The sequence below is a fragment of the Pseudomonas sp. SBB6 genome (genome assembly GCF_024213215.1).
Classification (GTDB): Bacteria; Pseudomonadota; Gammaproteobacteria; order Pseudomonadales; family Pseudomonadaceae; genus Aquipseudomonas; species Aquipseudomonas donghuensis.
In genome coordinates this window covers 68518-91408 of the sequence record NZ_JANAVH010000001.1, presented here as the reverse complement: position 1 = coordinate 91408, position 22891 = coordinate 68518, and the positions used below count along the sequence as shown (strand labels likewise).

28 protein-coding genes and 1 pseudogene are annotated in these 22891 nt (G+C 63.2%); 13 read left to right on the top strand and 16 right to left on the bottom strand.

Going from position 1 to position 22891, the window contains the following annotated elements; genetic code table 11:
- Window positions 1-53 precede the first annotated feature (53 nt).
- Together NLX68_RS00475 and NLX68_RS00470 are read left to right on the top strand one after the other, a co-directional pair.
- Window positions 54-605 (top strand): DNA-3-methyladenine glycosylase I, encoded by a 552-nt coding sequence (locus tag NLX68_RS00475; protein ID WP_254282097.1) that lies wholly within the window; start codon window positions 54-56, stop codon window positions 603-605.
- Window positions 606-644: 39 nt separating this feature from the next.
- Window positions 645-1532: a lysophospholipid acyltransferase gene (locus NLX68_RS00470; protein WP_036995291.1), complete on the top strand. Its 888-nt coding sequence runs from the start codon at window positions 645-647 to the stop codon at window positions 1530-1532.
- Between the two features lie 94 nt (window positions 1533-1626).
- Here the strand turns inward: NLX68_RS00470 and NLX68_RS00465 are convergent, their stop codons facing one another.
- From NLX68_RS00465 to def, 5 genes are read right to left on the bottom strand one after another with little or no spacing between them, the layout of a single operon-like run.
- On the bottom strand, window positions 1627-1938 hold the full coding sequence (locus NLX68_RS00465) for a tetratricopeptide repeat protein (protein ID WP_010222686.1): 312 nt from the start codon (window positions 1936-1938) through the stop codon (window positions 1627-1629).
- 12 nt (window positions 1939-1950) lie between these two features.
- Entirely contained in the window at window positions 1951-3324 is a 1374-nt protein-coding gene (gene trkA / locus NLX68_RS00460) for a Trk system potassium transporter TrkA (protein WP_010222685.1), read from the bottom strand.
- Window positions 3325-3343: 19 nt separating this feature from the next.
- Window positions 3344-4654 carry a 16S rRNA (cytosine(967)-C(5))-methyltransferase RsmB gene (gene rsmB, locus NLX68_RS00455; RefSeq protein WP_254282095.1) on the bottom strand — a complete coding sequence of 437 codons (1311 nt, stop codon included), beginning with the start codon at window positions 4652-4654 and terminating at the stop codon, window positions 3344-3346.
- Window positions 4651-5583, bottom strand: coding sequence for a methionyl-tRNA formyltransferase (fmt, locus tag NLX68_RS00450; RefSeq protein ID WP_254282093.1), 933 nt, complete (start codon window positions 5581-5583; stop codon window positions 4651-4653). Before fmt ends, rsmB begins: the two co-directional genes overlap by 4 nt.
- Before the next feature lie 57 nt (window positions 5584-5640).
- Window positions 5641-6147: a peptide deformylase gene (gene def / locus NLX68_RS00445; protein WP_010222682.1), complete on the bottom strand. Its 507-nt coding sequence runs from the start codon at window positions 6145-6147 to the stop codon at window positions 5641-5643.
- Window positions 6148-6388: 241 nt separating this feature from the next.
- Here def and dprA point away from each other — a divergent pair, with 241 nt between their 5' ends.
- Complete coding sequence (gene dprA, locus NLX68_RS00440; protein ID WP_254282091.1) at window positions 6389-7489, top strand: DNA-processing protein DprA; 1101 nt, start codon at window positions 6389-6391, stop codon at window positions 7487-7489.
- A 36-nt stretch (window positions 7490-7525) separates the two neighbouring features.
- Window positions 7526-8083, top strand: coding sequence for an L-threonylcarbamoyladenylate synthase (locus tag NLX68_RS00435; protein WP_010222680.1), 558 nt, complete (start codon window positions 7526-7528; stop codon window positions 8081-8083).
- A gap of 88 nt (window positions 8084-8171) precedes the next feature.
- Here the strand turns inward: NLX68_RS00435 and NLX68_RS00430 are convergent, their stop codons facing one another.
- Entirely contained in the window at window positions 8172-9149 is a 978-nt protein-coding gene (locus tag NLX68_RS00430) for an NADPH:quinone reductase (protein WP_254282089.1), read from the bottom strand.
- A gap of 131 nt (window positions 9150-9280) precedes the next feature.
- Here NLX68_RS00430 and hemF point away from each other — a divergent pair, with 131 nt between their 5' ends.
- Both hemF and aroE read left to right on the top strand, forming a co-directional pair.
- Entirely contained in the window at window positions 9281-10207 is a 927-nt protein-coding gene (gene hemF, locus NLX68_RS00425; protein WP_036995297.1) for an oxygen-dependent coproporphyrinogen oxidase, read from the top strand.
- 54 nt (window positions 10208-10261) lie between these two features.
- Window positions 10262-11086 carry a shikimate dehydrogenase gene (aroE, locus tag NLX68_RS00420; protein ID WP_254282087.1) on the top strand — a complete coding sequence of 275 codons (825 nt, stop codon included), beginning with the start codon at window positions 10262-10264 and terminating at the stop codon, window positions 11084-11086.
- Here aroE and NLX68_RS00415 read toward each other — a convergent pair.
- Together NLX68_RS00415 and NLX68_RS00410 are read right to left on the bottom strand one after the other, a co-directional pair.
- Window positions 11083-12654 (bottom strand): SulP family inorganic anion transporter, encoded by a 1572-nt coding sequence (locus NLX68_RS00415; RefSeq protein ID WP_010222674.1) that lies wholly within the window; start codon window positions 12652-12654, stop codon window positions 11083-11085. The two genes, aroE and NLX68_RS00415, sit on opposite strands and share 4 nt — an antisense overlap.
- 66 nt (window positions 12655-12720) lie before the next feature.
- Entirely contained in the window at window positions 12721-13338 is a 618-nt protein-coding gene (locus NLX68_RS00410) for an NAD(P)H-binding protein (RefSeq protein ID WP_254282085.1), read from the bottom strand.
- 77 nt (window positions 13339-13415) lie between these two features.
- On the opposite strand from NLX68_RS00410, the gene NLX68_RS00405 reads away from it, so the two are divergent.
- Window positions 13416-13745: a DOPA 4,5-dioxygenase family protein gene (locus NLX68_RS00405; protein WP_254282083.1), complete on the top strand. Its 330-nt coding sequence runs from the start codon at window positions 13416-13418 to the stop codon at window positions 13743-13745.
- A 90-nt stretch (window positions 13746-13835) separates the two neighbouring features.
- On the opposite strand, the gene trpA is transcribed toward NLX68_RS00405, so the two are convergent.
- Window positions 13836-14648, bottom strand: a complete 813-nt coding sequence (gene trpA / locus NLX68_RS00400) for a tryptophan synthase subunit alpha (protein WP_036995299.1) — start codon at window positions 14646-14648, stop codon at window positions 13836-13838.
- Window positions 14645-15862 carry a tryptophan synthase subunit beta gene (trpB, locus tag NLX68_RS00395; RefSeq protein WP_010222670.1) on the bottom strand — a complete coding sequence of 406 codons (1218 nt, stop codon included), beginning with the start codon at window positions 15860-15862 and terminating at the stop codon, window positions 14645-14647. Before trpB ends, trpA begins: the two co-directional genes overlap by 4 nt.
- Window positions 15863-15971: 109 nt before the next feature.
- On the opposite strand from trpB, the gene NLX68_RS00390 reads away from it, so the two are divergent.
- The gene (locus NLX68_RS00390) at window positions 15972-16868 is read left to right on the top strand and encodes a LysR family transcriptional regulator (protein ID WP_254282081.1); all 897 of its coding nucleotides are present in this window, start codon (window positions 15972-15974) and stop codon (window positions 16866-16868) included.
- Here the strand turns inward: NLX68_RS00390 and NLX68_RS00385 are convergent.
- Entirely contained in the window at window positions 16865-17191 is a 327-nt protein-coding gene (locus NLX68_RS00385) for a YqjD family protein (RefSeq protein ID WP_254282079.1), read from the bottom strand. The two genes, NLX68_RS00390 and NLX68_RS00385, sit on opposite strands and share 4 nt — an antisense overlap.
- 153 nt (window positions 17192-17344) lie before the next feature.
- On the opposite strand from NLX68_RS00385, the gene NLX68_RS00380 reads away from it, so the two are divergent.
- Window positions 17345-17560 carry a dodecin gene (locus NLX68_RS00380; protein ID WP_010222667.1) on the top strand — a complete coding sequence of 72 codons (216 nt, stop codon included), beginning with the start codon at window positions 17345-17347 and terminating at the stop codon, window positions 17558-17560.
- Window positions 17561-17664: 104 nt separating this feature from the next.
- Window positions 17665-17889 (top strand): DUF1161 domain-containing protein, encoded by a 225-nt coding sequence (locus NLX68_RS00375; RefSeq protein WP_254282077.1) that lies wholly within the window; start codon window positions 17665-17667, stop codon window positions 17887-17889.
- Window positions 17890-17957: 68 nt separating this feature from the next.
- On the opposite strand, the gene NLX68_RS00370 is transcribed toward NLX68_RS00375, so the two are convergent.
- Window positions 17958-18962, bottom strand: coding sequence for an LLM class flavin-dependent oxidoreductase (locus tag NLX68_RS00370; RefSeq protein WP_254282075.1), 1005 nt, complete (start codon window positions 18960-18962; stop codon window positions 17958-17960).
- Between the two features lie 106 nt (window positions 18963-19068).
- Here NLX68_RS00370 and NLX68_RS00365 point away from each other — a divergent pair.
- A pseudogene (locus NLX68_RS00365) lies at window positions 19069-19224 on the top strand (OsmC family peroxiredoxin); the annotation flags it as partial.
- Window positions 19225-19310: 86 nt separating this feature from the next.
- Complete coding sequence (locus NLX68_RS00360; protein ID WP_254282072.1) at window positions 19311-19544, top strand: DUF1161 domain-containing protein; 234 nt, start codon at window positions 19311-19313, stop codon at window positions 19542-19544.
- 3 nt (window positions 19545-19547) lie between these two features.
- Here NLX68_RS00360 and NLX68_RS00355 read toward each other — a convergent pair whose 3' ends face one another.
- Both NLX68_RS00355 and NLX68_RS00350 read right to left on the bottom strand, forming a co-directional pair.
- Complete coding sequence (locus NLX68_RS00355) at window positions 19548-19961, bottom strand: hypothetical protein (RefSeq protein ID WP_010222663.1); 414 nt, start codon at window positions 19959-19961, stop codon at window positions 19548-19550.
- A 53-nt stretch (window positions 19962-20014) separates the two neighbouring features.
- Window positions 20015-20428, bottom strand: coding sequence for a hypothetical protein (locus tag NLX68_RS00350; protein ID WP_254282070.1), 414 nt, complete (start codon window positions 20426-20428; stop codon window positions 20015-20017).
- Window positions 20429-20513: 85 nt separating this feature from the next.
- Between NLX68_RS00350 and NLX68_RS00345 the strand changes: the two genes are divergently transcribed.
- Window positions 20514-21650: an aminopeptidase gene (locus tag NLX68_RS00345; protein ID WP_254282643.1), complete on the top strand. Its 1137-nt coding sequence runs from the start codon at window positions 20514-20516 to the stop codon at window positions 21648-21650.
- Here the strand turns inward: NLX68_RS00345 and NLX68_RS00340 are convergent.
- Window positions 21638-22288, bottom strand: coding sequence for an HAD family hydrolase (locus NLX68_RS00340; RefSeq protein ID WP_254282068.1), 651 nt, complete (start codon window positions 22286-22288; stop codon window positions 21638-21640). The two genes, NLX68_RS00345 and NLX68_RS00340, sit on opposite strands and share 13 nt — an antisense overlap.
- Window positions 22289-22317: 29 nt before the next feature.
- The gene (locus tag NLX68_RS00335; RefSeq protein ID WP_254282066.1) at window positions 22318-22866 is read right to left on the bottom strand and encodes a gamma carbonic anhydrase family protein; all 549 of its coding nucleotides are present in this window, start codon (window positions 22864-22866) and stop codon (window positions 22318-22320) included.
- Window positions 22867-22891: the final 25 nt, after the last annotated feature.

Below are 22891 nucleotides of genomic sequence, written 5' to 3'. Positions count from 1 at the left end.
ATAAAGAGCGGGAGTATAACCCGATTCGCGCAGGCCTCTACCCTTGGAGCCTTATGCCACGTTGCTTTTGGTGTACCGACGATCCGCTTTACCAGGCTTACCACGACCAGGAATGGGGCACGCCGCAGCGTGATCCTGGCCAGTTGTTCGAGATGTTGCTGCTCGAAGGCTTCCAGGCCGGGTTGTCGTGGATCACTGTGCTGAAGAAACGCGAACGCTACCGTCAGGTGCTGTTCGGCTTCGATCCGCAGCGCCTGGCGCAAATGAGCGATGAAGAGATCGAAGAGCGCATGCTCGACCCGGGCATCATCCGCAACCGCCTCAAGCTCAATGCCGCGCGGCGCAATGCGCGGGCCTGGCTGGCGCTGGAGAACCCCGTTGAATGGCTTTGGTCGTTCGTCGGCGGCGCACCGAAGATCAATCATTTCGTTCAGCGTAGCGAGGTGCCAGCAGTCACCGACGAAGCCACGGCAATGAGCAAGGCACTGCAGAAAGTCGGCTTCACCTTTGTCGGCCCGACTATCTGCTACGCCTTCATGCAGGCCACCGGCATGGTCATGGACCACACCACCGATTGTGATCGCTACGCCGCTCTGCTGCGCTGAGGGTTACAATGGCCGGCTTGCAGAAAGAGGAACCAGCCTGTGGATAAATTCAAGGGCGCCTTGATGGTCGGGGCGTTGCGGTTGTTTGCCAAGCTCCCTTGGGGCGCGGTACAGCGGGTCGGCGCGGCCATCGGCTGGATCATGTGGAAGGTGCCAAACAGTTCGCGCAACGTGGTGCGCATCAACCTGGCCAAATGCTTCCCGGAAATGGACCCGGTTGCCCGTGAGCGACTGGTGGGCCGGACCCTGATGGACATCGGCAAGTCCTTTACCGAAAGCGCCTGCGCCTGGATCTGGCCGGCCCAGCGCTCGCTCGACCTGGTGCGCGAGGTCGAAGGCCTGGAAGTGCTTGAAGCTGCCCTGGCTTCGGGCAAGGGCGTGGTCGGCATTACCAGCCACCTGGGTAACTGGGAAGTGCTCAACCACTTCTATTGCAGCCAGTGCAAACCGATCATTTTCTACCGCCCGCCCAAGCTCAAGGCGGTCGATGACCTGCTGCGCGAACAGCGCGTGCAACTGGGCAACCGCGTGGCGGCGTCGACCAAGGAAGGCATCCTGAGCATCATCAAGGAAGTGCGCAAAGGCGGTCAGGTGGGGATTCCGGCCGACCCGGAGCCGGCCGAGTCGGCGGGCATCTTCGTGCCGTTCTTTGCCACCAAGGCACTGACCAGCAAGTTCGTGCCAAACATGCTCGCGGGCGGCAAGGCGGTCGGGGTGTTCCTGCATGCCCTGCGCCTGCCGGATGGCTCTGGCTTCAAGGTGATCCTGGAAGCGGCGCCCGAGGCGATGTACAGCGAAGACACCGAAACCTCGGCGGCGGCCATGAGCCAGGTGGTCGAGCGCTATGTGCGGGCGTATCCGAGCCAATACATGTGGAGCATGAAGCGCTTCAAGAAGCGCCCGGCGGGTGAGCCGCGCTGGTATTGAGGGCCCTATCGCTGGCAAAGCCAGCTCCCACAGGATCGAGTTTGGCCATCAATTGTGGGAGCCGGCGTTGCCGGCGATGGACCGCGAAGCGGTCCTAAACAGCCCTGTCGAGCTTCTTCAGAAACACCGTCATCTCTTTCTCGGCCTGCTTGTCGCCATGCGCGCGAGCCGCTTCCAGCCCCTGCTCCCAGGCCTTGCGCGCCGCCGCCAGGTCACCCTGTAGCTGATGCGCCTTGCCCAGCAGCTTCCATGCCGCCGAATACTTCGGGTCGTGCTCGACGCAGCGCTGCAAGTGCACGGCCGCCTCGGCGCCATTGCCCTCATCGAGCCAGGCCTTGCCCAGGCCGAAACGCAACAGGGCGTTATCCACACCCTTGGCCAGCATCTTTTCCAGTGATTCGCGCATTTCAGGCCCCTCTTAGAAGAAGCTCAACCCTACATGGAACAGCTTCTCGACGTCACGGATGTACTTTTTATCCACAACGAAGAGGATCACGTGGTCGCCGGCTTCAATCACCGTGTCGTCATGGGCGATCAGTACTTCTTCGTCGCGGATGATCGCGCCGATGGTGGTGCCCGGTGGCAGGGCGATGTCTTCGATGGCCTTGCCGATTACCTTGCTCGACTTCGAGTCACCGTGGGCAATCGCCTCGATGGCCTCGGCCGCACCCCGGCGCAGCGAGTGCACGCTGACGATATCGCCGCGGCGCACGTGGGCCAGCAGGGTACCGATGGTGGCCAGCTGCGGGCTGATGGCGATGTCGATTTCGCCACCCTGGACCAGGTCGACATAGGCCGGGTTGTTGATGATGGTCATTACCTTGCGCGCGCCCAGGCGCTTGGCCAGCAGCGAGGACATGATGTTGGCTTCATCATCGTTGGTCAGGGCCAGGAAGATGTCGGCTTCGGCGATGTTCTCTTCCAGCATCAGGTCGCGGTCCGAGGCGCTGCCCTGCAGTACCACAGTGCTTTCCAGGGTGTCGGACAGGTGCCGGCAACGGGCCGGATTCATCTCGATGATTTTCACCTGGTAACGGCTTTCGATGGCCTCGGCCAGGCGCTCGCCGATCTGCCCGCCGCCAGCGATGACGACGCGCTTGTTGGTCTCGTCGATGCGCCGCAACTCGCCCATCACCGCCCGGATGTGCGCCTTGGCGGCGATGAAGAACACTTCGTCGTCGGCTTCGATGACCGTGTCGCCCTGCGGCAGGATCGGCCGGTCACGGCGGAAGATCGCTGCCACGCGGGTGTCGACATTGGGCATGTGCGCACGGATCTGGCGCAGTTGCTGGCCTACCAGCGGCCCGCCGTAGTAGGCCTTGACCGCTACCAGCTGGGCCTTGCCTTCGGCGAAGTCGATCACCTGCAGGGCGCCGGGATGTTCGATCAGACGCTTGATGTAGTGGGTGACCACCTGCTCGGGGCTGATCAGCACGTCGACCGGGATGGCGTCGTTGTCGAACAGGCCGGCGCGGGTCAGGTAGGCCGATTCGCGCACCCGGGCGATCTTGGTCGGGGTGTGGAACAGGGTATGGGCAACCTGACAGGCGACCATGTTGGTCTCGTCGCTGTTGGTCACCGCCACCAGCATGTCGGCGTCATCGGCACCGGCCTGGCGCAGCACGGTTGGGAAGGAGGCGCGGCCCTGCACGGTGCGGATGTCCAGGCGGTCGCCGAGGTCGCGCAGGCGGTCGCCATCGGTGTCGACCACGGTGATGTCGTTGGCTTCGCTGGCCAGGTGTTCAGCCAGCGTACCGCCGACCTGCCCTGCGCCGAGGATGATGATCTTCATCCGCTGTTCCCTTCTCTTGTTATCCGCGCACGGCGGCGATTTTGATCAGCTTGGCATAGTAGAAGCCGTCGTGTCCGCCTTCCTGGGCCAGCAGCTGGCGGCCATGGGGCTGGCGGATACCGGCCTGGGTCGCCAGGTCCAGCTCACGGGCACCGGGGGTGCGGGCGAGGAAAGCCTCGATCACTTCGGTGTTTTCCGTCGGTAGGGTCGAGCAGGTGGCGTAGAGCAGGATGCCGCCGACCTCGAGGGTTGGCCATAGGGCGTCGAGCAACTCGCCTTGCAGGCTGGCCAGGGCGGCAATGTCGTCGGCCTGGCGGGTCAGCTTGATGTCCGGATGGCGGCGGATCACACCGGTGGCCGAGCACGGCGCGTCGAGCAGGATGCGCTGGAAGCCTTTGCCATCCCACCAGCTGGCGGTGTCGCGGGCGTCGCAGGCAATCAACTGGGCGTCGAGGCCCAGGCGATCGAGGTTCTCGCGCACGCGGGTCAGGCGCTTGGCCTCAAGGTCGATAGCGACCACGGCGTCCAGCCCCGCTTCAGCTTCCAGCAGGTGGCAGGTCTTGCCACCCGGGGCGCAGCAAGCGTCGAGCACGCGCTGGCCGGGGGCCAGGTCGAGCAGGTCGGCAGCCAGTTGTGCGGCTTCGTCCTGGACGCTGATCCAGCCTTGGTCGAAACCGGGCAGGCCGCGGACATCGCAGGCTTCGGCGAGCAGGATGCCGTCGCCGCTGAACTGGCAGGGCGCCGCTTCAAGGCCGGCTTCACGTAGCAGTTGCAGGTAGGCATCGCGGCTGTGATGGCGGCGGTTGACCCGCAGGATCATCGGCGGATGGGCGTTGTTGGCGGCGCAGATGGCTTCCCATTGCTCGGGCCAGAAGGCCTTGAGCGACTTTTGCAGCCAGCGCGGGTGCGCGGTGCGTACGACCGGGTCGCGTTCGAGCTCGGCGAAGATCTCGCTGCTTTCCCGTTGCGCACGGCGCAATACGGCGTTGAGCAAGCCCTTGGCCCAGGGCTTTTTCAGTTTCTCGGCACAACCTACGGTTTCGCCGATGGCGGCGTGTGCGGGGATACGGGTGTAGAGCAGCTGGTACAGGCCGACCAGCAGCAGCGCCTCGACGTCGGCATCGGCGGCCTTGAACGGCTTCTGCAGCAGGCGCTCGGCCAGGGCCGACAACCGTGGTTGCCAGCGCGCGGTGCCGAAGGCCAGGTCCTGGGTCAGGCCACGGTCACGTACTTCGACCTTGTCCAGCTGGCTTGGCAGCGAGCTGTTCAGCGACGCCTTGCCACTGAGTACTGCCGCCAGGGCGCGGGCGGCTGCCAGACGTGGATTCATTGGCCAAGCACCGTGCCGGTGGCGAATTTTTCGCGGCGGCTGTTGAACAGGTCGCTGAAGTTCAGCGCCTTGCCGCCAGGCAACTGCAGGCGGGTCAGGCACAGCGCCTGCTCACCGCAGGCGACGATCAGGCCGTCCTTGCTGGCAGAGAGGATTTCCCCTGGGTTGCCCGAGCCTGTGGATAAGCTGGCGGCGAGCACCTTCACGGCTTCGCCATTGAGGGTGCTGTGGCAGATCGGCCATGGGTTGAAGGCGCGAATCAGGCGCTCCAGCTCAACCGCCGGGCGGCTCCAGTCCAGGCGCGCTTCGTCCTTGTTCAGCTTGTGTGCATAAGTGGCCAGGCTGTCGTCCTGGACTTCACCCTGCAAGGTGCCAGCAGCAAGACCGGCAACGGCCTCGAGCACGGCTGGCGGGCCCATTTCGGCGAGGCGGTCGTGCAAGGTGCCGCCGGTGTCGCTGGCACTGATCGGGGTGCTGACCTTGAGCAGCATCGGCCCGGTGTCCAGGCCTGCTTCCATCCGCATTACGGTGACACCGCTTTCGCTGTCGCCGGCTTCGACCGCACGCTGGATCGGCGCGGCGCCACGCCAGCGCGGCAGCAGTGAAGCGTGACTGTTGATGCAGCCCAGGCGCGGAATATCCAGCACCGCCTGCGGCAGGATCAGGCCGTAGGCGACCACCACCATCAGGTCCGGCTGCAGGGCTGCCAGTTCCGCTTGCGCCTCGGCGTTGCGCAGGGTCGGTGGTTGTAGGACCTGGATGCCGTTATCCACAGCCAGTTGCTTGACCGCGCTTGGCATCAGTTTTTGCCCACGACCGGCCGGGCGGTCCGGCTGGGTGTAGACCGCCACCACGTCATAGGGGCTGTCGATCAGGGCCTTGAGGTGTTCGGCGGCAAACTCTGGGGTGCCTGCGAAGACAATGCGCATGGAGTTCTCGCTTAAAAAGAAAAAGGCTTGCCGGAGCAAGCCTTTGGGAAGAGGAGATCAAGCTTGCTGGCGATGCTGTTTTTCCAGCTTCTTCTTGATTCGGTCGCGTTTGAGCGTCGACAGGTAGTCAACGAACAGCTTGCCGTTGAGGTGGTCGCACTCATGCTGGATGCACACTGCCAGCAGGCCTTCGGCGACCAGCTCGTACGGCTTGCCGTCGCGATCCAGCGCCTTGACCTTGACCCGTATCGGGCGATCGACGTTCTCGTAGAAGCCGGGCACCGACAGGCAGCCTTCCTGGTACTGATCCATTTCGTCGGTCAGCATCTCGAGCTCGGGGTTGATGAACACCCGTGGCTCGCTGCGATCCTCGCTCAGGTCCATGACCACGATGCGCTTGTGCACGTTGATCTGGGTGGCGGCGAGGCCGATGCCAGGGGCTTCGTACATGGTTTCAAACATGTCATCGATCAACTGGCGAACGCCGTCGTCGACTTCGCTCACCGGTTTGGCGATGGTACGAAGGCGCGGGTCCGGGAATTCGAGGATGTTCAGAATGGCCATAAGCGTATGAGCTGCACTGTGCGATGAATTACAAACATGAGTACACATAATAAAGGGATTCGGCGCATTCGGCACCTGGCAAAGGTCAGCTAAGGTTTCAGGGTGCTCTTGCACCCGTGCCTGCAAGCCCGAAGGAATGCCCTTGAGGGAAATCCTTCAACCGGTTGTCAAAGTATTATCAACAGAGTTATCCACAGCTTCTTCACGGCAGACCCAGGCTGCCCGATCAAGGATGATCGTCATGTCGCAACCCTTATCGTCGGCGTGTTCACCCGCCGAACTCGAAGCGCGCTTGCGTCTTCATTTGCTGCCGTCCCTGGGGCCGCGGCGTTTTCACACCCTTATCCAGGCCTTCGGCAATGCCTCGGCGGCACTCAGCGCGCCGGCCTCGGCCTGGCGCGCACTGCAGGTACCGGCAGAGAGCAGCGATGCCCGGCGCAGCCTTGGCGTGCGCGATGGCGCGGCGGCTGCAATGCGCTGGCTAGAGGCTTGTGACCAGCATTTGCTGATGTGGGACGAGCCCTGCTACCCAGGCTTGCTGGCCGAACTGGGGGACGCCCCGCCGCTGCTGTTCATTGCCGGCAACCCGGCCATCCTGGAAAAACCACAGCTGGCGATCGTCGGCAGTCGCCGGGCTTCCAGGCCGGCGCTGGATACCGCCGCGGCTTTCTCTCGCAGTCTTGCCCGGGGTGGTTTTGTCATTACCAGCGGCCTGGCCCTGGGGGTCGATGGCGCCGCGCATCAGGCTGCCCTGGACGCTGGCGGGCAGACCATCGGCGTGCTGGGTACCGGGCTGCAAAAACTTTATCCACAGCGTCACAGGGCGCTGGCGGCCGCGATGATCGCGCAAGGTAGCGCGGTGATTTCCGAGTTTCCGCTGGATGCCGGGCCTACAGCCAGTAACTTTCCCCGGCGTAACCGGATCATCAGCGGCCTGTCACTGGGCGTGCTGGTGGTCGAGGCGAGTCTTGCCAGTGGCTCGCTGATTACCGCACGCCTGGCTGCCGAGCAAGGCCGGGAGGTGTATGCGATTCCAGGCTCGATTCATCACCCTGGGTCCAAGGGTTGTCACCAGTTGATCCGCGATGGCGCCTTGCTGGTGGAAACCGTCGACCAGATCGTTGAGACCCTGCAGGGTTGGCAGCGCTTGCCGCCCTTGCAGGCGACCGCCACCCCCGGCCATAAGCTGGTCGATCTGTTGCTGGCTGCGCCGCAAACCACCGAGGGGCTGGCCAGCAGCAGTGGCTGGCCGTTGCCCAGGGTGTTGGCGGCGCTGACCGAGCTGGAGCTGGCGGGCAGCGTCTGCAATGAAGCTGGGCGTTGGTTTGCCCGGCCTGGCTAAGTACACTGCTATCTGCCTTTATGCGGAGTGAAAGCAATGGTGAGCAGTTGGCGTGTGCAACAAGCCGCGCGTGAAATTCGGGCCGGTGCGGTGATTGCCTACCCGACTGAGGCGGTCTGGGGCCTGGGCTGTGACCCGTGGAACGAAGAAGCGGTGGATCGCCTGCTGGCAATCAAGTCGCGTTCGGTCGACAAGGGGCTAATCCTGATCGCCGATAATATCCGCCAGTTCGACTTCCTTTTCGAGGATTTCCCCGAAACCTGGCTCGACCGCATGTCTGCGACCTGGCCGGGACCGAACACCTGGCTGGTGCCGCATCAGAACCTGCTCCCAGAGTGGATTACCGGGGTGCATGACACAGTGGCCCTGCGCGTCAGCGATCATCCGGTGGTACGCGACTTGTGCGCGCTGGTCGGGCCGCTGATTTCCACGTCGGCCAACCCGCAAGGCCGCCCAGCCGCCAAGACCCGCTTGCGGGTCGAGCAGTACTTCCGTGGGCAGCTGGACATGGTGCTCGGTGGCGCGCTGGGTGGGCGGCGTAATCCAAGTGTGATTCGTGACCTGGTGACCGGCGAGGTTGTGCGGGCTGGCTGAGGGCCTCATCGCTGGCAAGCCGGCTCCCACAAGGTTTACCGAGAGCCCTGTGGGAGCCGGCCTTGCCGGCGATGAACTCATCACCGACTCAAGGCAGCAACACCGTCGACCCCACCGTCCTGCGCGCCGACAGCTCGCTCTGTGCCTTGGCCGCCTCGCTCAGTGGATAACGTTGCTGGATATCCACAGTCAACTTGCCGCTGGTAATCATCGCAAACAGGTCATCTGCCATCGCCTGGGTGTTTTGTGCATTGTTGGCGTAGCTGGCCAGGGTTGGCCGGGTGACATACAGCGAGCCCTTCTGCGCCAGGATGCCAAGGTTGACGCCGCTCACCGCGCCAGAGGCATTGCCGAAGCTGACCATCAACCCGCGCGGCGCCAAGCAGTCCAGCGAGGTCAGCCAGGTGTCCTGGCCAACGCCGTCGTACACCACCGGGCATTTCTTTCCGTCGGTCAGTTCCAGCACCCGCTGGACCACGTCTTCGCGGCTGTAATCAATGGTTGCCCAGGCACCCAGGGCCTTGGCCCGCTCAGCCTTCTCGGCACTGCTGACAGTACCGATCAACCTGGCCCCCAACGCCTTGGCCCATTGGCAGGCCAGCGAGCCGACGCCCCCGGCGGCGGCATGGAACAAAATGGTATCGCCCGGCTGCACCGCGTAGGTCTGCTTGAGCAGGTACTGCACGGTCAGGCCCTTGAGCATCACTGCCGCCGCTTGCTCAAAGCTGATGCTGTCGGGGAGCTTGACCAGATTGGCTTCAGGCAGCACATGCACTTCGCTGTAGGCACCCAGCGGGCCGCCGGCATAGGCGACGCGGTCGCCGATTTTCAGCCCACAGACCTGCTCACCCACCGCCTCGACCACCCCGGCGCCTTCAGTGCCCAGGCCCGAGGGCAGCGATGGCGGCGCATAGAGGCCGCTGCGAAAGTAGGTATCGATGAAGTTCAGGCCGATTGCCTGGTTACGCACGCGAACTTGCTGCGGGCCGGGCGGCGCCGGCTCGAAGTCGACCAGGGTGAGGACTTCGGGGCCGCCATGCTGGCTGAACTGAATACGCTTGGCCATCTGCACTCTCCTGAAGGTACCGGGAAAACCCCTATCGGACGCCTTTGCTTGATCGCCGTCAACTGCGGCCAGCCTGCCGCCGGTGGTATGCTACGCGCCGAATTTGCCTTAGCCCGCTTCCAGGTGACCTGATGACTAGCCGCACCGAGGCCGTGAAAGCCTACCTGCTCGACCTGCAAGACCGTATCTGCACCGCTCTCGAAAACGAAGACGGTGGTGCTCGCTTTGTCGAGGATGCCTGGACGCGCGAGGCTGGCGGCGGCGGGCGGACCCGGGTGATCGGTGATGGCAAGGTCATCGAGAAAGGTGGGGTGAACTTCTCTCACGTTTTCGGCAGCGGCCTGCCGCCATCGGCCAGTGCCCACCGGCCGGAGCTGGCCGGACGTGGCTTCGAAGCGTTGGGCGTGTCGCTGGTGATCCACCCGCATAACCCGCATGTACCGACCTCACACGCCAACGTGCGTTTCTTCATTGCCGAGAAAGAAGGTGAAGAAGCCGTCTGGTGGTTCGGCGGTGGCTTTGACCTGACGCCCTACTACGGTAACGAAGAAGACTGCGTGCATTGGCACCGGGTTGCCGAGCGCGCCTGCGCGCCTTTCGGTGCCGACGTCTATCCGCGCTACAAGGCCTGGTGCGACCGCTACTTCCACCTCAAGCACCGCGGCGAACCACGGGGCATTGGCGGTCTGTTCTTCGATGACCTGAACGAGTGGGACTTCGATACCTGCTTTGCCTTCATCCGCGCCATTGGCGATGCCTATGTCGAGGCTTACCTGCCGATCGTCCAGCGCCGCAAGGATCAGCCCTACACCGCCGAGCAGCGTGAGTTCCAGGAATACCGTCGCGGCCGTTATGTCGAGTTCAACCTGGTCTACGACCGTGGCACCCTGTTCGGCCTGCAATCGGGCGGGCGCACCGAATCGATCCTGATGTCGCTGCCACCGCATGTGCGTTGGGGGTACGATTGGAAGGCCGCGCCAGGCAGCGAAGAAGCGCGCCTGACCGAGTATTTCCTGCAGGACCGTGACTGGCTTGGCGAGGCCAAGACCAGCCATTGAGCTGCTGTGGATAACTTTCCGGGCCTGCCCGGCCTTGACCCAGGAACCGCGTGAATGGACCAGTACGTTGTATTCGGCAACCCGATCGGCCACAGCAAGTCGCCGCTGATCCACCGTCTGTTCGCCGACCAGACCGGCCAGCAGCTGGAATACAGCACCTTGCTGGCGCCGCTGGATGATTTCAGCATGTGTGCCCAGGGCTTTTTCAAGCAGGGCCTGGGTGCCAACGTCACTGTGCCGTTCAAGGAAGAAGCCTATCGCCTGGTCGATAGCCTGACGCCACGGGCCAAGCGCGCCGGGGCGGTAAACACCCTGAGCAAACTGGCCGACGGCAGCCTGCAGGGCGATAACACCGATGGCGCCGGGCTGGTTCGCGATCTTACCGTCAATGCCGGTGTGCAACTGACCGGCAAACGCATCCTGCTGCTCGGCGCCGGCGGGGCCGTGCGCGGGGTGCTGGAGCCGTTGCTGGCGCACAACCCGGCATCGCTGGTGATCGCCAACCGCACGGTGGAAAAAGCCGAACAACTGGCCCGTGAGTTCGCCGACCTGGGGCCGGTGGCTGCCAGTGGTTTCGACTGGCTTGAAGAGCCGGTCGACCTGATCATCAATGCGACTTCTGCCAGCCTTGCCGGTGAGCTGCCGCCCATCTCCGCCAGCCTGATCGAGCCGGGTAACACCGTGTGCTACGACATGATGTATGGCAAGGAGCCGACGCCTTTCTGCCGCTGGGCCAGCGAGCACAAGGCCGCCAAGGTCCTGGATGGCCTGGGCATGCTCGCCGAACAGGCCGCCGAGGCGTTCTTCATCTGGCGTGGCGTGCGTCCCGACACCGCCCCGGTGCTGGACGAATTGCGCCGCCAACTGGCGCGCGGCTAATCCTCGAAGCGGATCGGGCAGTTCGCTGCCCCTTCGAGTTTGTGCAATTCCTCGATCACTTGCGGGCGCGCCCGTTGCAGCGTCAGGCTACCGCCTGCGCGACCTAGCCGTCGTGCCTCGCGGTGCAGCATGTCGACCCCGGAATAGTCGATGAAATTGATTTGTCGCGCATCGATCACCACCTGCGGGCCCTGGCAGCGTTGCAGGCGTACCTGCAGGTAATGACTGGCGCCGAAGAAGATCGAACCGCCTACACGCAGTACATCGGCATCGCCCTCCCGGGACTGCTGTACCCGTGGTCGCGAGGTGCGCTTGAGGTAAAAGAACAGCGACGCCAGCACCCCGGCGTAGATGGCCGTTTGCAGTTCCAGCAACAAGGTGGCGGCGCCCGTCAGGGCCATGACCAGGAATTCCGAACGGCTGACCCGGAACAGCGCACGTATCGCCCGATGATCGACCAGGCCCCAGCAGATCAGCAGGATACTGCCAGCCATGGCCGGGATCGGGATATGCGCGATCAACCCCGCCCCGGTCACCGCAAACAAGGTTACCCACAGGGCGGCAAACACCCCGGCCAGGGGCGAGCGGGCGCCAGCGTCATAGCTGAGCCCGGAGCGGGTGAAGGAACCGGACGACAGATAGCCAGAGAAGAATCCGCCGACCATGTTCGACAGGCCCTGAGCGCGGATCTCCTGATTGGCGTCGATGAGCTGTTCAGAGTGCGATGACAGCGAGCGGGCAATCGACAGGCTGGTGACCAGGCCGAGCATGCCGACCGCCACGGCGCTGGGCAGCAGACGCAGGATCAATTCCAGGTCCAGCAGTGGCAACGGACTCAACGGTGGCAACTGGCCAATGAAGCCGGGTACCAACTGCACATGGCCAAATAGCCCTGGTAGCGACCAGGCCAGCAAGCTGGCGAGCGTCAACGTTATCAACAGGCCGGGCCAGCGTGGGCGCAGCATCTTTACCGCAGCACCCAGCAGCACAGTGCCCAGGCCGAGCAATAACGAAGGCCAATCCACCTCCCCGGCGTGCTCCAGCAGGTGTTGCAGGGTCTTCAAGGCCGTGGCCTGGCTGGGCAGGTTCATCCCCAGCAAGTTGGGCAGTTGTCCAAGCGCGATCACCACCGCAGCACCCAGGGTGAAGCCCAGCACCACCGATTGCGAGACAAAATTGACCAGCGCGCCAAAGCGCAGCAGCCCCAGCAACCACTGAAACACCCCAGCGAGGAAGGTCAGCAGCAGGATCAGGGTGATGTAGTCACTGCTGCCAGCGACCGCCAGCGGGCTGACGCTGGCATAGAGAACGATGGAGATCGCTGCCGTTGGCCCGCAGATCAGGTGCCAGGACGAACCCCAGAGGCAGGCGACCATCACCGGCACAATCGCCGCGTACAGCCCGTACTCGGCGGGCAGTCCGGCGATCAGGGCGTAGGCGATCGATTGTGGCAGCGCCAGGATCGCCCCGCTCAGGCCCACCAGCAGATCACGGCGCGCGCTGGCTCGGGTCTGGCGCGGCAGCCAGGTGAGAAACGGCAGCAGTCGGTGGCGATCAGGCCAGGCCATGAAGACTCTCTATCGCAGGCAGAAGCTGTTCAGGGTGCGATGTCCGGCGCTCGGGTGCAAGCCGTGTCAGAAGACAAAGTTCACGTGCTCGCCGTGGTGCAGCTTCAGCTCCAGGGCATCGACCATGGCGGCTGCCACCCGTGCCAGGCGCTGCAGTGGTTCGGCCAGACCGGGTTCGAGGGTGCCATGCGTCTGGTGAAAGTGCTCGATGCCCAGGCCGGCGATTTGTTGCGGGGTGTTGACTAAGGTCCAGTGCAACTGGCTGCGTTGCAACAGGTCGACGATCTGGTCGGCGCAGGTCCGTTGCTGCTCGCTATGCCCTTCGCTGTGATCCAGCACGTCGAAATCGCCCACCAGCAACAGCCGGCGTATAGTGGTGCGGGACATGCCAGCGATCAGTGCCTGGCTCATGCGCAGTTGCGCGGCAAAATCGTCGGGCGCCAGTGCAGGCAGCAGGCAGACCACCGCCGAGCCACCGGCCACGCTTTGCTCGGCCTGATCGGGGTTGTCCAGGCCGCCAGTCTTGAAGTGCAAGCCGGGGCGTGGCGCCAGGCTGTTGAGGTCATCGACCACGGCGATCACTTCATGCTGGCGCTTGAGCAGTTCGGCCATCAGGGCGCTGCCCAGGCTGCTCAAACCTCCCAGCAGGACCAGTTTGAACGCTGGGGTTTCGGCATTTTTCACCAGATCACTCCATTGGCAGCGGGTGATCATTTGACCCGCGTAGTGCCCTGCGGGTTCGCTGTAATTCAGGAGTTTTCGTGCAAAGGATCAAAGGCTATCACGCCCATATCTACTATGACGCCAGCACCATGGAGCAGGCCCGGCAACTGTGTGAAGAAGCCGCGCGGCTGTTCCCGGTGACCATGGGGCGCATGCATCAGAAGCCGGTCGGGCCGCATCCGGACTGGAGCTGCCAGCTGGCGTTCGGGCCTGAGGTGGTGGGGGTGGTGTTGCCCTGGTTGGCGCTGTATCGCCATGGGCTAGTGGTGTTTCTGCATCCGCTGACCGGGGATGATCTGGCCGATCATCGTGATCATGCGATCTGGATGGGGGCGGTGCGGCCTTTGGATCTTTCGATCTTCAAGTAGTTTACGGCTCCGGGGTAGGCGCGGGCTTGCCCCGCGATTGCGATCTTTCTGATGGACCGCAATCGCGGGGCAAGCCCGCTCCCACAGGTATCAAGCCTTGCGCGCACCCCGCACACCCTGGGCCAGCGCCGAGCACAGCTCGAGCACATCACCCACGGCCTGCTCGGCAGTCTTGGCAGTGGCAATCTTGTCGACCAGCGCCGAACCGACCACGACACCATCCGACAGTTTGGCAATTGCCGCGGCCTGCTCCGGGGTGCGGATACCGAAGCCGACGCTGATCGGCAGGTCGGTGTGGCGACGCAGGCGCTCGATGGCACTGCTGACGTGTTCGGTGGTCGCGGAGCCGGCACCGGTCACACCGGCAACCGACACGTAGTAGACAAAGCCCGAGCTGCGCTCCAGCACGCGCGGCAGGCGCACGTCATCGGTGGTCGGGGTGGTCAGGCGGATGAAGTCGATACCCGCGGCCTGGGCCGGGGTGGCCAGCTCGGCGTCATGCTCCGGTGGCAGGTCGACGATGATCAGGCCATCCACGCCCACTGCCTTGGCCTGGGCAACGAAGGCCTCGACGCCAAAGCGGTGGATCGGGTTGTAGTAACCCATCAGCACGATCGGCGTGGTCTGGTTGTCGACGCGGAACTCGCCAACCATCTGTAGGGTCTTCGCCAGGGTCTGGCCGGCCTCCAGGGCGCGCAGGGTGGCGAGCTGAATCGCCACGCCGTCGGCCATTGGGTCGGTGAACGGCATGCCCAGCTCAATCACGTCGGCGCCAGCGGCGGGCAGGCCTTTGAGGATTTGCAGCGAGGCGTCGTAGCCTGGGTCGCCAGCAGTGATGAAGGTGACCAGTGCCGAGCGGCCTTCGGCCTTCAGCTCGGCGAAGCGTTGTTCAAGACGGCTCATGCCTGTTTCTCCTGGGCAGCCATATGGCTCATCACGGTTTGCATGTCTTTGTCGCCGCGCCCGGACAGGCACACCACCATCAGGTGATCCTTGGGCAAGGTCGGCGCGCGTTTGATCGCTTCGGCCAGGGCATGGGAGGTTTCCAGGGCCGGAATGATGCCTTCCAGGCGGCAGGTGGTGTGGAACGCGGCCAGGGCTTCGTCGTCGGTGATGCTGACGTATTCGACACGCTTCACTTCGTGCAACCAGGCGTGTTCAGGGCCGATGCCGGGGTAGTCGAGGCCGGCGGAAATCGAGTGGGCGTCGGTGATCTGGCCGTCGGCATCCTGCAGCAGGTAGGTGCGGTTGCCGTGCAGTACGCCCGGTACGCCACCGTTGAGGCTGGCGGCATGCTTGTCGGTGTCGACGCCATGGCCCCCGGCTTCAACGCCGATGATTTGCACGCTGGCATCATCGAGGAAGTCGTGGAACAGGCCCATGGCGTTGGAGCCGCCGCCGACGCAGGCGATCAGGCTGTCGGGCAGGCGCCCTTCCTTGGCCTGCAGCTGTTCGCGGGTCTCTTTGCCGATGATCGATTGGAAGTCGCGGACCATTGCCGGGTACGGGTGCGGGCCGGCTACAGTGCCAATCAGGTAGAAGGTGTCGTCGACGTTGGTGACCCAGTCGCGCAGGGCCTCGTTCATCGCGTCCTTGAGGGTGCCGGTGCCGGCGGTTACCGGGACGATTTCGGCACCCAGCAACTTCATGCGGAACACGTTGGCCTGCTGGCGCTCGATGTCGGTGGCGCCCATGTAGATCACGCAAGGCAGGCCGAAACGCGCGGCGACGGTGGCAGTGGCCACGCCGTGCATGCCGGCGCCGGTTTCGGCGATCAGGCGTTTCTTGCCCATGCGCTTGGCCAGCAGCACCTGGCCGATGCAGTTGTTCACCTTGTGCGCGCCGGTGTGGTTGAGCTCTTCACGTTTGAAGAAGATCTTCGCGCCACCGCAGTGTTCGGTCAGGCGTTCGGCGAAGTACAGCGGGTTGGGCCTGCCGATGTAGTCGCGCTGAAAGTACGCCAGTTGCTCGAGGAACTGCGGGTCGGCCTTGGCCGCTTCGTACTCGCGGGCAAGGTCCAGCACCAGCGGCATCAGGGTTTCTGCCACGTAGCGGCCGCCGAATGCGCCAAACAGGCCATTGGCATCAGGGCCGGCGCGGAAGTTGGTCTGGGTCATGGGTCGCTCCAGGGCGGTAGTTAAGTCGTCAATGGCTTTACTCTAACCACGACACGCGCAGCTGAAAACCGATAAGATTGCGACAACATGTCAGGAAAACTCACACGTTATGCGCCAGGACCTGCCTCCCCTCAATGCCCTTCGGGCCTTTGAAGCCACCGCCCGGCTCAACAGTGTCAGCCAGGCAGCCGAGCAGCTGCATGTTACTCATGGCGCAGTGAGCCGTCAGTTGAAGGTGCTTGAAGAGCATCTTGGCGTGGCGCTGTTCGTCAAAGAAGGACGCGGCCTTAAACTCACAGATGCCGGCGTGCGCCTACGCGATGCCAGCAGCGATGCTTTCGAGCGCTTGCGCGGGGTTTGTGCAGAAATCAGCCAGAGCAGCGCCGATGCGCCGTTTGTCCTCGGTTGCTCCGGCAGCCTGCTGGCGCGCTGGTTTATCCCGCGACTGGGCCGGCTCAAGGCGGACTTGCCAGAACTGCGCCTGCACCTGTCCGCCGGTGAAGGTGATCTTGACCCGCGCCGCCCCGGGCTGGATGCGCTACTGGTGTTTGCCGAGCCGCCGTGGCCTGCGGATATGCAGGTGCACGTGCTGGCCCAAGAGCGCATCGGCCCGGTGCTCAGCCCGCACTTTCCCGGGTTCAACCGCTTGCAGCGGGCGCCTGCGCAGGCGCTACTGGCGGAAACGCTGCTGCAGACCACCTCGCGCCCACAAGCCTGGCCAAACTGGGCCGCGCAGCAGGGTATCGACCCCCAGGCGCTGCGCTATGGGCAGGATTTCGAGCATCTGTATTACTTGTTGGAGGCGGCAGTGGCGGGGCTGGGGGTGGCGATAGCGCCGCAGCCGCTGGTCGCTGATGACTTGCGTGGCGGGCGCCTGGCTGCGCCCTGGGGGTTTTGTGAAACCCAGGCGGCGCTGGCCCTGTGGGTGCCGCGACGCGCCGCAGATGGGCGCGCCGAGCAATTGGCTGGCTGGTTGCGCGCGGAACTTGCGCGCCAGGCCGCTTAGTTACCGCGTCTGCACAGCAGGTATGCCGCCAGCAAGCCAAGGGCCCCGACAGCGACACCGGCGGTGGTCCACGGGTGTTCCTGGGCATAGTCGCGGGTCGCCAGGCTGGTCTCGCGGGTTTTGGTTTTGACTTCTTCGTAGGCATCGCTGAGCAGGTGGCGTGAATGGCGCAGGGCATTCTCGGCATTGCTCTTGAGCGTCTTCAGGGTTTTGCGCGACTCATCCGAGGCATCGTCCTTGAGGCTTTCCAGTGACTTGAGCAGGCTTTCGATTTCCGCTTCCATGCTTTGCAGTGAAGCTTTACGCAGCGAGGTGTTGGCCATGGTGACTCTCCTTCAAGGTTGAGTTGAGCTGTGTAGATTCCGACTACAGGGTGTTGAGAAAGTGCAGTCGAACTTTTAGTGGCATTTACCCTTCGCAGGTAAAACAGCCCAGCGCTGCTAGGCTCTATCTGACATTCAAAAAGGAGATTGCCCATGTCTGATCACCACACCTACAAGAAAATCGAACTCGTCGGCTCCTCGCCTACCTCCATTGAAGAGGCGATCAACAACGCCCTGGCCGAGGCAGGCAAGAGCATCAAGCATCTTGAGTGGTTCGAGGTGGTCGACACCCGTGGCCATATCAAGGACAACAAGGCCGCGCATTTTCAGGTCACGCTCAAGGTGGGCTTTCGCATCGTCAACAGCTGAAGCGGTGACACTGGCTTGTGCGGGTCAATTGCGTTACACAGTCCTGAGGCGCCCGGCCTGCCTGGCGCCCTTCTCTATTTTGATCTGAACAAGGAAAGCGATCGATGAAGAAGTTGGTAGTAGCGATTGGTTTGATGACGTTGGCGGGTACTGCGCTGGCTGCTGGCAAGCCGTGTGAAGAACTCAAGGCTGAAATAGCCGCCAAGCTCGATGCCAAGGGTGTCAGCGGCTATTCCCTGGAAATCGTCGATAAAGGCGCTGCTGCGGGCGGCAAGGTAGTCGGTAGCTGCGAAGGCGGCACCAAGGAAATTGTCTACAAGCGCGGGTGACGGTGTTGAAGCCATCGCGGGGCAAGCCCGCTCCAACGTAGGAGCGGGCTTGCCCCGCGATAGGGCTTTCAGCGGCCCAAAACCGTTTGGGCAAGCAGCTCATACGAGCGAATTCGGTCCGCATGCTCATACAGGTCGCAGGTAAAGATCAGCTCATCCGCCTCGGTCTGCTCCAGCAACACCTCAAGCTTGGCGCGGATCTTCTGCGGGCTCCCGACCATCGCCAGGCCAAGGAAACTGCCCACCGCTTCACGCTCATGGGGCAGCCACAGGCCGTCCATGGTCGCTACCGGCGGACGCTGCACCAGGCTTTGCCCGCGCATCAGGGCGAGGATGCGCTGATACACCGAGGTGGCCAGGTAATCAGCCTGTTCATCCGTCTCGGCAGCCACCAGCGGCACGCCGAGCATAACGTAGGGCTTGTCGAGCACGGCCGAAGGCTGGAAGTGGTTGCGGTACACGCGAATCGCTTCGTGCAGGTAACGCGGAGCGAAATGCGAGGCGAAGGCGTAGGGCAAACCGCGCATGCCGGCCAGTTGCGCGCTGAACAAGCTCGAACCCAGCAACCAGATGGGCACCTCGGTACCGTACCCGGGTACGGCGATGACCTTCTGATCGGGCGTGCGCGGCCCCAGGTAGCGCACCAGTTCTTCGACATCATCGGGGAAGTCGTCGGCACTGCCAGAGCGTTCGCGGCGTAGCGCGCGGGCCGTCATCTGGTCGGAGCCCGGCGCGCGGCCCAGGCCCAGGTCGATACGCCCGGGATACAGGCTGGCCAGGGTGCCGAACTGTTCGGCGATCACCAGCGGTGCATGGTTGGGCAGCATCACCCCGCCGGCGCCCACACGAATGGTTGACGTACCACCGGCCAGGTAGCTGAGCAGCACTGAAGTTGCGGAACTGGCGATGCCGTCCATGTTGTGGTGCTCGGCCACCCAGAAGCGGTTGTAGCCGAATTTTTCGACGTGTTGCGCCAGGTCCAGGGAGTTGCGTAGAGACTGCGCTGGGCCGCTGTCGGCACGTACCGGCACCAGGTCAAGGGTGGAGATCTTGATATCCGCAAGTTGCTTCATGGGCGTTTGAGCCTCCGGGGCAGTCGATTGGCCGAAATAACCCAACGGCCTTTCTAGCTCTGTATGGGCACATCTGCAGGAATCAATGCCAGGGTTTGTAATCTGTCTGAACTTGCCTGTGTCAGGGGGCTCTGAAATTAAGGCGAGGCGCTGGCAAGGTGGCGTGCAGGATGGCAAGGGCCTGCTGTCCACTGAAAGTGGCACCCTTAAACAGACTCCTTATGGATTCAAGACCCGCTTCGAGGGTCTGCCTGGACGCGATGCTGCTGAGCCAAGGCAGAACCGTAGCGCGCTTGTTGTGGTCAAATGAGGGTCGCTAGAACATCTGCTGTCACAAGGAGCTGTCCCATGATCCGTGTTGCAATCGCTGTGCTGGCTTCGCTGCTGGCAACGTCCGCGCTGGCCGCGCCGAAAAACTGTGAAGAGCTCAAGGCTGAGATCGAAGCCAAGATCCAGGCTAACAACGTGAGTTCCTACACCCTGGAAATCGTCAGCAATGACGAAGTCAAAGACCAGAACATGGTGGTCGGCAGCTGCGAAAACGGCACCAAGAAGATCATCTACCAGAACAATGATCGCTAGGCGTCAGGGTGTGCAGAACACGTCGTTCGACTCTTCGGCCACTACGTTGCGCTGGGCATCATAGAGGTAGGCGCTGGGCTGCATGGCCGGGGCGCGGGCTTCCAGACGGTAGCGCTGCCCCGCCTTGAAGTGAGCGAACTTGATCGTCAGGTAGCAGGTGCGCTCGGTCGGGTCGGTACTGAACCCACCGGAATAGATTTCATAATCGAACCTCACCACCAGCTCGTGGGCACCGGGCGTAACCTGAAAGAACCGACCATCAGTCAGGCGTTTTCCGTCAAGTCGCTCGGCCATCACCACTTTGCCCGGTGTGATGGTGTAAAGGTCGACCCAGGCCTGCTTGTTGTCCACAGGGGGCAGGGGGCTGGCGCAAGCTCCCAGGGTACTGATTGCGAGCAGCATCATAGGCTGGCGCATGGCGAACTCCGGCGTGCGGGTTACAAAGCATAAGCATAGCGCCATTCACGCCTTCAGGTACGCTGGCAGCCCGCCGGCAGGCCTTTGCCAACCACATTGCGCTGTTCGTCATAGAGCTTGGCCCAAGGGCGGAAACCGATACTGCCGGCCTCAAGCTGATAACGCTGGCCGGCGCTGAAATGCTTGAACTTCACATGCAGCTGGCAATCGCGCCACAGCGGCTCGTCGACCGGGCCGATATTGCTTGGATTGACCGGGAACAGGTAGCGCACGGTCAGCTCATGACTGCCTGGCGGTACCTCGAAATAGCGTTTGTCGGCCCAGGCGCGTTCGTCCACTTCCACGGCATGCAGGGTGTCGTCCTGGCCCGATGCGAGGTCGATCCAGGCCTGGTTGGGGTCGGGGGCAGGCAGGCCGGCGCAGCCGGACAGAAGCACAATACCGCTGATGACAAGCAGTGTACGCATGGCAAAACTCCAGCCGGGCAGGATAGTCTTGAAGCTGATGAGTACTTGAGCGAATGACGGGACGCGAATGCTTCGACTATTTCTTTTGTTGCGCTCAAGTCATGGGGCACTCGACCACATTTTGCGCTACTTGGTTCCCTTGCTGGCCTTCGGGCTGCTGAACGGTTGTGCCAGTGTCAGTTACTACGGGCAACTGGCCAGCGGTCAGTGGCAGCTGTTGCAGGCGCGCCAGCCGGTTGCCGACCTGGTTGCCAATCCGGCCACCGACAGCAAACTGCGTCAGCACCTGCTCAAGGCCGAACAGGCCCGGGCCTTCGCCAGCGCACAGCTGAAGCTGCCGGACAACCGCAGTTACCGGGTGTATGCCGACATTGGCAGGCCCTTCGTGGTCTGGAACGTATTTGCCACGCCGGAGTTTTCACTGGAGCCGCAAACCCACTGCTTCCCGATCGCCGGTTGCGTCGCCTATCGCGGTTATTACAAGCAGGGCGCGGCGCGCGGGGCAGCGGCATTACAGAAGCAGCAAGGGCTGGATGTCTATGTCGGCGGTGTTGAGGCCTACTCCACCCTGGGTTGGTTCGACGATCCGATCCTCAGCTCCATGCTTGGCTGGGGCGATGAACGCCTGGCCACGGTGATCTTCCATGAGTTGGCCCACCAACGGCTCTATGTGCGGGACGACACCGCGTTCAATGAGTCTTTCGCCACCTTCGTCGAACAGGAAGGCACCCGCCAGTGGCGCGCGGCGCGGGGGCTGCCGGTGCTGGCCGAGGATGGCAGCCGGCAGCGCGACCAGTTCATCGGGCTGGTACTGGCCAGCCGCGAGCGGCTCAAGGCCTTGTATGCGGCGCCGCTGACCGAAGCCGCCAAGCGCGCAGGCAAGCAGGCTGAGTTCGAACGCCTGCGCGGTGAGTATCGAACCTTGCGCGATAGCCAATGGGGCGGGCGCGGGCGCTATGACGCCTGGATCAATGCCCCGATGAACAATGCCAAATTGCTTCCCTTTGGCCTGTATGACCAGTGGGTACCGGCGTTTGCACAGCTGTTTGTCGAGGTGGGTGGCGATTGGCAGGTGTTCTACCAGCGGGTAGAAGCCTTGGGGCGGCTGCCAATTGAACAACGCCAGCAGGCGCTGAAAAGCATCGCGGGTCAAGCCCGCTCCTACAGGAGCGGCGGCGCGGCGACTCGACTTGACCCGCGATCGGTTTCTCAGCTGCGCTGAAACGCCTGGTGCAACTGGTTCACGGTCGTAAAGTGATAAGCCGGCTGTTCCGCCGTCAGCTCTTCATGGCTGCCAAAGCCATAGCCGACCGCTACCGCTTCCAGGCCGTTGCTGTGCGCCCCGATCAGGTCGTGCTTGCGATCGCCGATCATCAGGGTTTGCGCCGGGTCCAGGGCCTCTTCGGCCAGCAGGTGGCGGATCAGTTCGATTTTGTTGGTGCGGGTGCCGTCCAGCTCGCTGCCGTAGATCACCTTGAAGTGCTTGGCGAAATCGAAATGGCGGGCGATCTCGCGGGCAAACTCCCAGGGTTTGGAGGTGGCAATGTACAGGGTGCGCCCCTGCCCTTGCAGGGATTCGAGCAGTTCGCTGACGCCGTCGAAGACCTGGTTTTCGTACAGGCCGGTGACCTTGAATCGCTCCCGGTAGAAATTCACCGCGGCCCAGGCCTTGGCTTCATCGAAATCATAGAACTGCATGAATGCCTGCAGCAGCGGCGGGCCGATGAAGTGTTCCAGGCGCGTCAGGTCCGGCTCGTCGATGCCGAGCTTGGCCAGTGCGTACTGGATCGAGCGGGTGATGCCCAAGCGCGGATCGGTCAGGGTGCCGTCGAGGTCGAAGAGGATGTTTTGCTGGTGCATGGCAGTCTCGAATAGGGCTGTGGACAGGTTCACTCGGGCAGGTGATAGCCTTCGGCCAGGTGCTGGTCCTTGAGTTTGACGTAGTTGCCGGCGCTGTAGGGGAAGAACGCGCGCTCCTTTTCGGTCAGGGCGCGGGCCTGCTTGACCGGGCTGCCGACATAGAGAAAGCCGCTTTCCAGGCGCTTGCCCGGCGGCACCAGGCTGCCGGCACCGATGATCACTTCGTCTTCGACGATGGCGCCATCCATGATGGTGCTGCCCATGCCGACCAGGATGCGGTTGCCCAGGGTGCAGCCGTGGAGCATGACTTTGTGACCAATGGTTACCTCATCGCCGATCAACAGCGGGAAGCCTTCCGGGTTGAACGGCCCGGCGTGGGTGATGTGCAGCACGCTGCCGTCCTGCACGCTGGTGCGCGCACCGATGCGGATTCGGTGCATATCGCCGCGCACCACTGTCAATGGCCACACTGAGCTGTCGGCGCCGATCTCGACATCGCCCAGCACCACGGCGCTGCGGTCGACAAAGGCACGCTCGCCAAGCCGGGGTGTGTGATGCTGGAAGCTGCGGATGGCCATGATCGGAATTCTCTTTGGTATGGAT

Bases quoted from the DNA above. Each gene is read 5' to 3' on its own strand.
- NLX68_RS00415 (WP_010222674.1), bottom strand. From the start codon at position 12,654: ATGGCCTGGCCTGATCGCCACCGACTGCTGCCGTTTCTCACCTGGCTG.
- NLX68_RS00475 (WP_254282097.1), top strand. From the start codon at position 54: ATGCCACGTTGCTTTTGGTGTACCGACGATCCGCTTTACCAGGCTTAC.
- trpB (WP_010222670.1), bottom strand. From the start codon at position 15,862: ATGACCCAGACCAACTTCCGCGCCGGCCCTGATGCCAATGGCCTGTTT.
- hemF (WP_036995297.1), top strand. From the start codon at position 9,281: ATGACTAGCCGCACCGAGGCCGTGAAAGCCTACCTGCTCGACCTGCAA.
- NLX68_RS00390 (WP_254282081.1), top strand. From the start codon at position 15,972: ATGCGCCAGGACCTGCCTCCCCTCAATGCCCTTCGGGCCTTTGAAGCC.
- trpA (WP_036995299.1), bottom strand. From the start codon at position 14,648: ATGAGCCGTCTTGAACAACGCTTCGCCGAGCTGAAGGCCGAAGGCCGC.
- NLX68_RS00430 (WP_254282089.1), bottom strand. From the start codon at position 9,149: ATGGCCAAGCGTATTCAGTTCAGCCAGCATGGCGGCCCCGAAGTCCTC.
- NLX68_RS00370 (WP_254282075.1), bottom strand. From the start codon at position 18,962: ATGAAGCAACTTGCGGATATCAAGATCTCCACCCTTGACCTGGTGCCG.
- NLX68_RS00355 (WP_010222663.1), bottom strand. From the start codon at position 19,961: ATGCGCCAGCCTATGATGCTGCTCGCAATCAGTACCCTGGGAGCTTGC.
- NLX68_RS00360 (WP_254282072.1), top strand. From the start codon at position 19,311: ATGATCCGTGTTGCAATCGCTGTGCTGGCTTCGCTGCTGGCAACGTCC.
- NLX68_RS00435 (WP_010222680.1), top strand. From the start codon at position 7,526: ATGGTGAGCAGTTGGCGTGTGCAACAAGCCGCGCGTGAAATTCGGGCC.
- def (WP_010222682.1), bottom strand. From the start codon at position 6,147: ATGGCCATTCTGAACATCCTCGAATTCCCGGACCCGCGCCTTCGTACC.
- dprA (WP_254282091.1), top strand. From the start codon at position 6,389: ATGTCGCAACCCTTATCGTCGGCGTGTTCACCCGCCGAACTCGAAGCG.
- NLX68_RS00335 (WP_254282066.1), bottom strand. From the start codon at position 22,866: ATGGCCATCCGCAGCTTCCAGCATCACACACCCCGGCTTGGCGAGCGT.
- trkA (WP_010222685.1), bottom strand. From the start codon at position 3,324: ATGAAGATCATCATCCTCGGCGCAGGGCAGGTCGGCGGTACGCTGGCT.
- fmt (WP_254282093.1), bottom strand. From the start codon at position 5,583: ATGCGCATTGTCTTCGCAGGCACCCCAGAGTTTGCCGCCGAACACCTC.
- NLX68_RS00385 (WP_254282079.1), bottom strand. From the start codon at position 17,191: ATGGCCAACACCTCGCTGCGTAAAGCTTCACTGCAAAGCATGGAAGCG.
- rsmB (WP_254282095.1), bottom strand. From the start codon at position 4,654: ATGAATCCACGTCTGGCAGCCGCCCGCGCCCTGGCGGCAGTACTCAGT.
- NLX68_RS00375 (WP_254282077.1), top strand. From the start codon at position 17,665: ATGAAGAAGTTGGTAGTAGCGATTGGTTTGATGACGTTGGCGGGTACT.
- aroE (WP_254282087.1), top strand. From the start codon at position 10,262: ATGGACCAGTACGTTGTATTCGGCAACCCGATCGGCCACAGCAAGTCG.
- NLX68_RS00465 (WP_010222686.1), bottom strand. From the start codon at position 1,938: ATGCGCGAATCACTGGAAAAGATGCTGGCCAAGGGTGTGGATAACGCC.
- NLX68_RS00350 (WP_254282070.1), bottom strand. From the start codon at position 20,428: ATGCGTACACTGCTTGTCATCAGCGGTATTGTGCTTCTGTCCGGCTGC.
- NLX68_RS00380 (WP_010222667.1), top strand. From the start codon at position 17,345: ATGTCTGATCACCACACCTACAAGAAAATCGAACTCGTCGGCTCCTCG.
- NLX68_RS00340 (WP_254282068.1), bottom strand. From the start codon at position 22,288: ATGCACCAGCAAAACATCCTCTTCGACCTCGACGGCACCCTGACCGAT.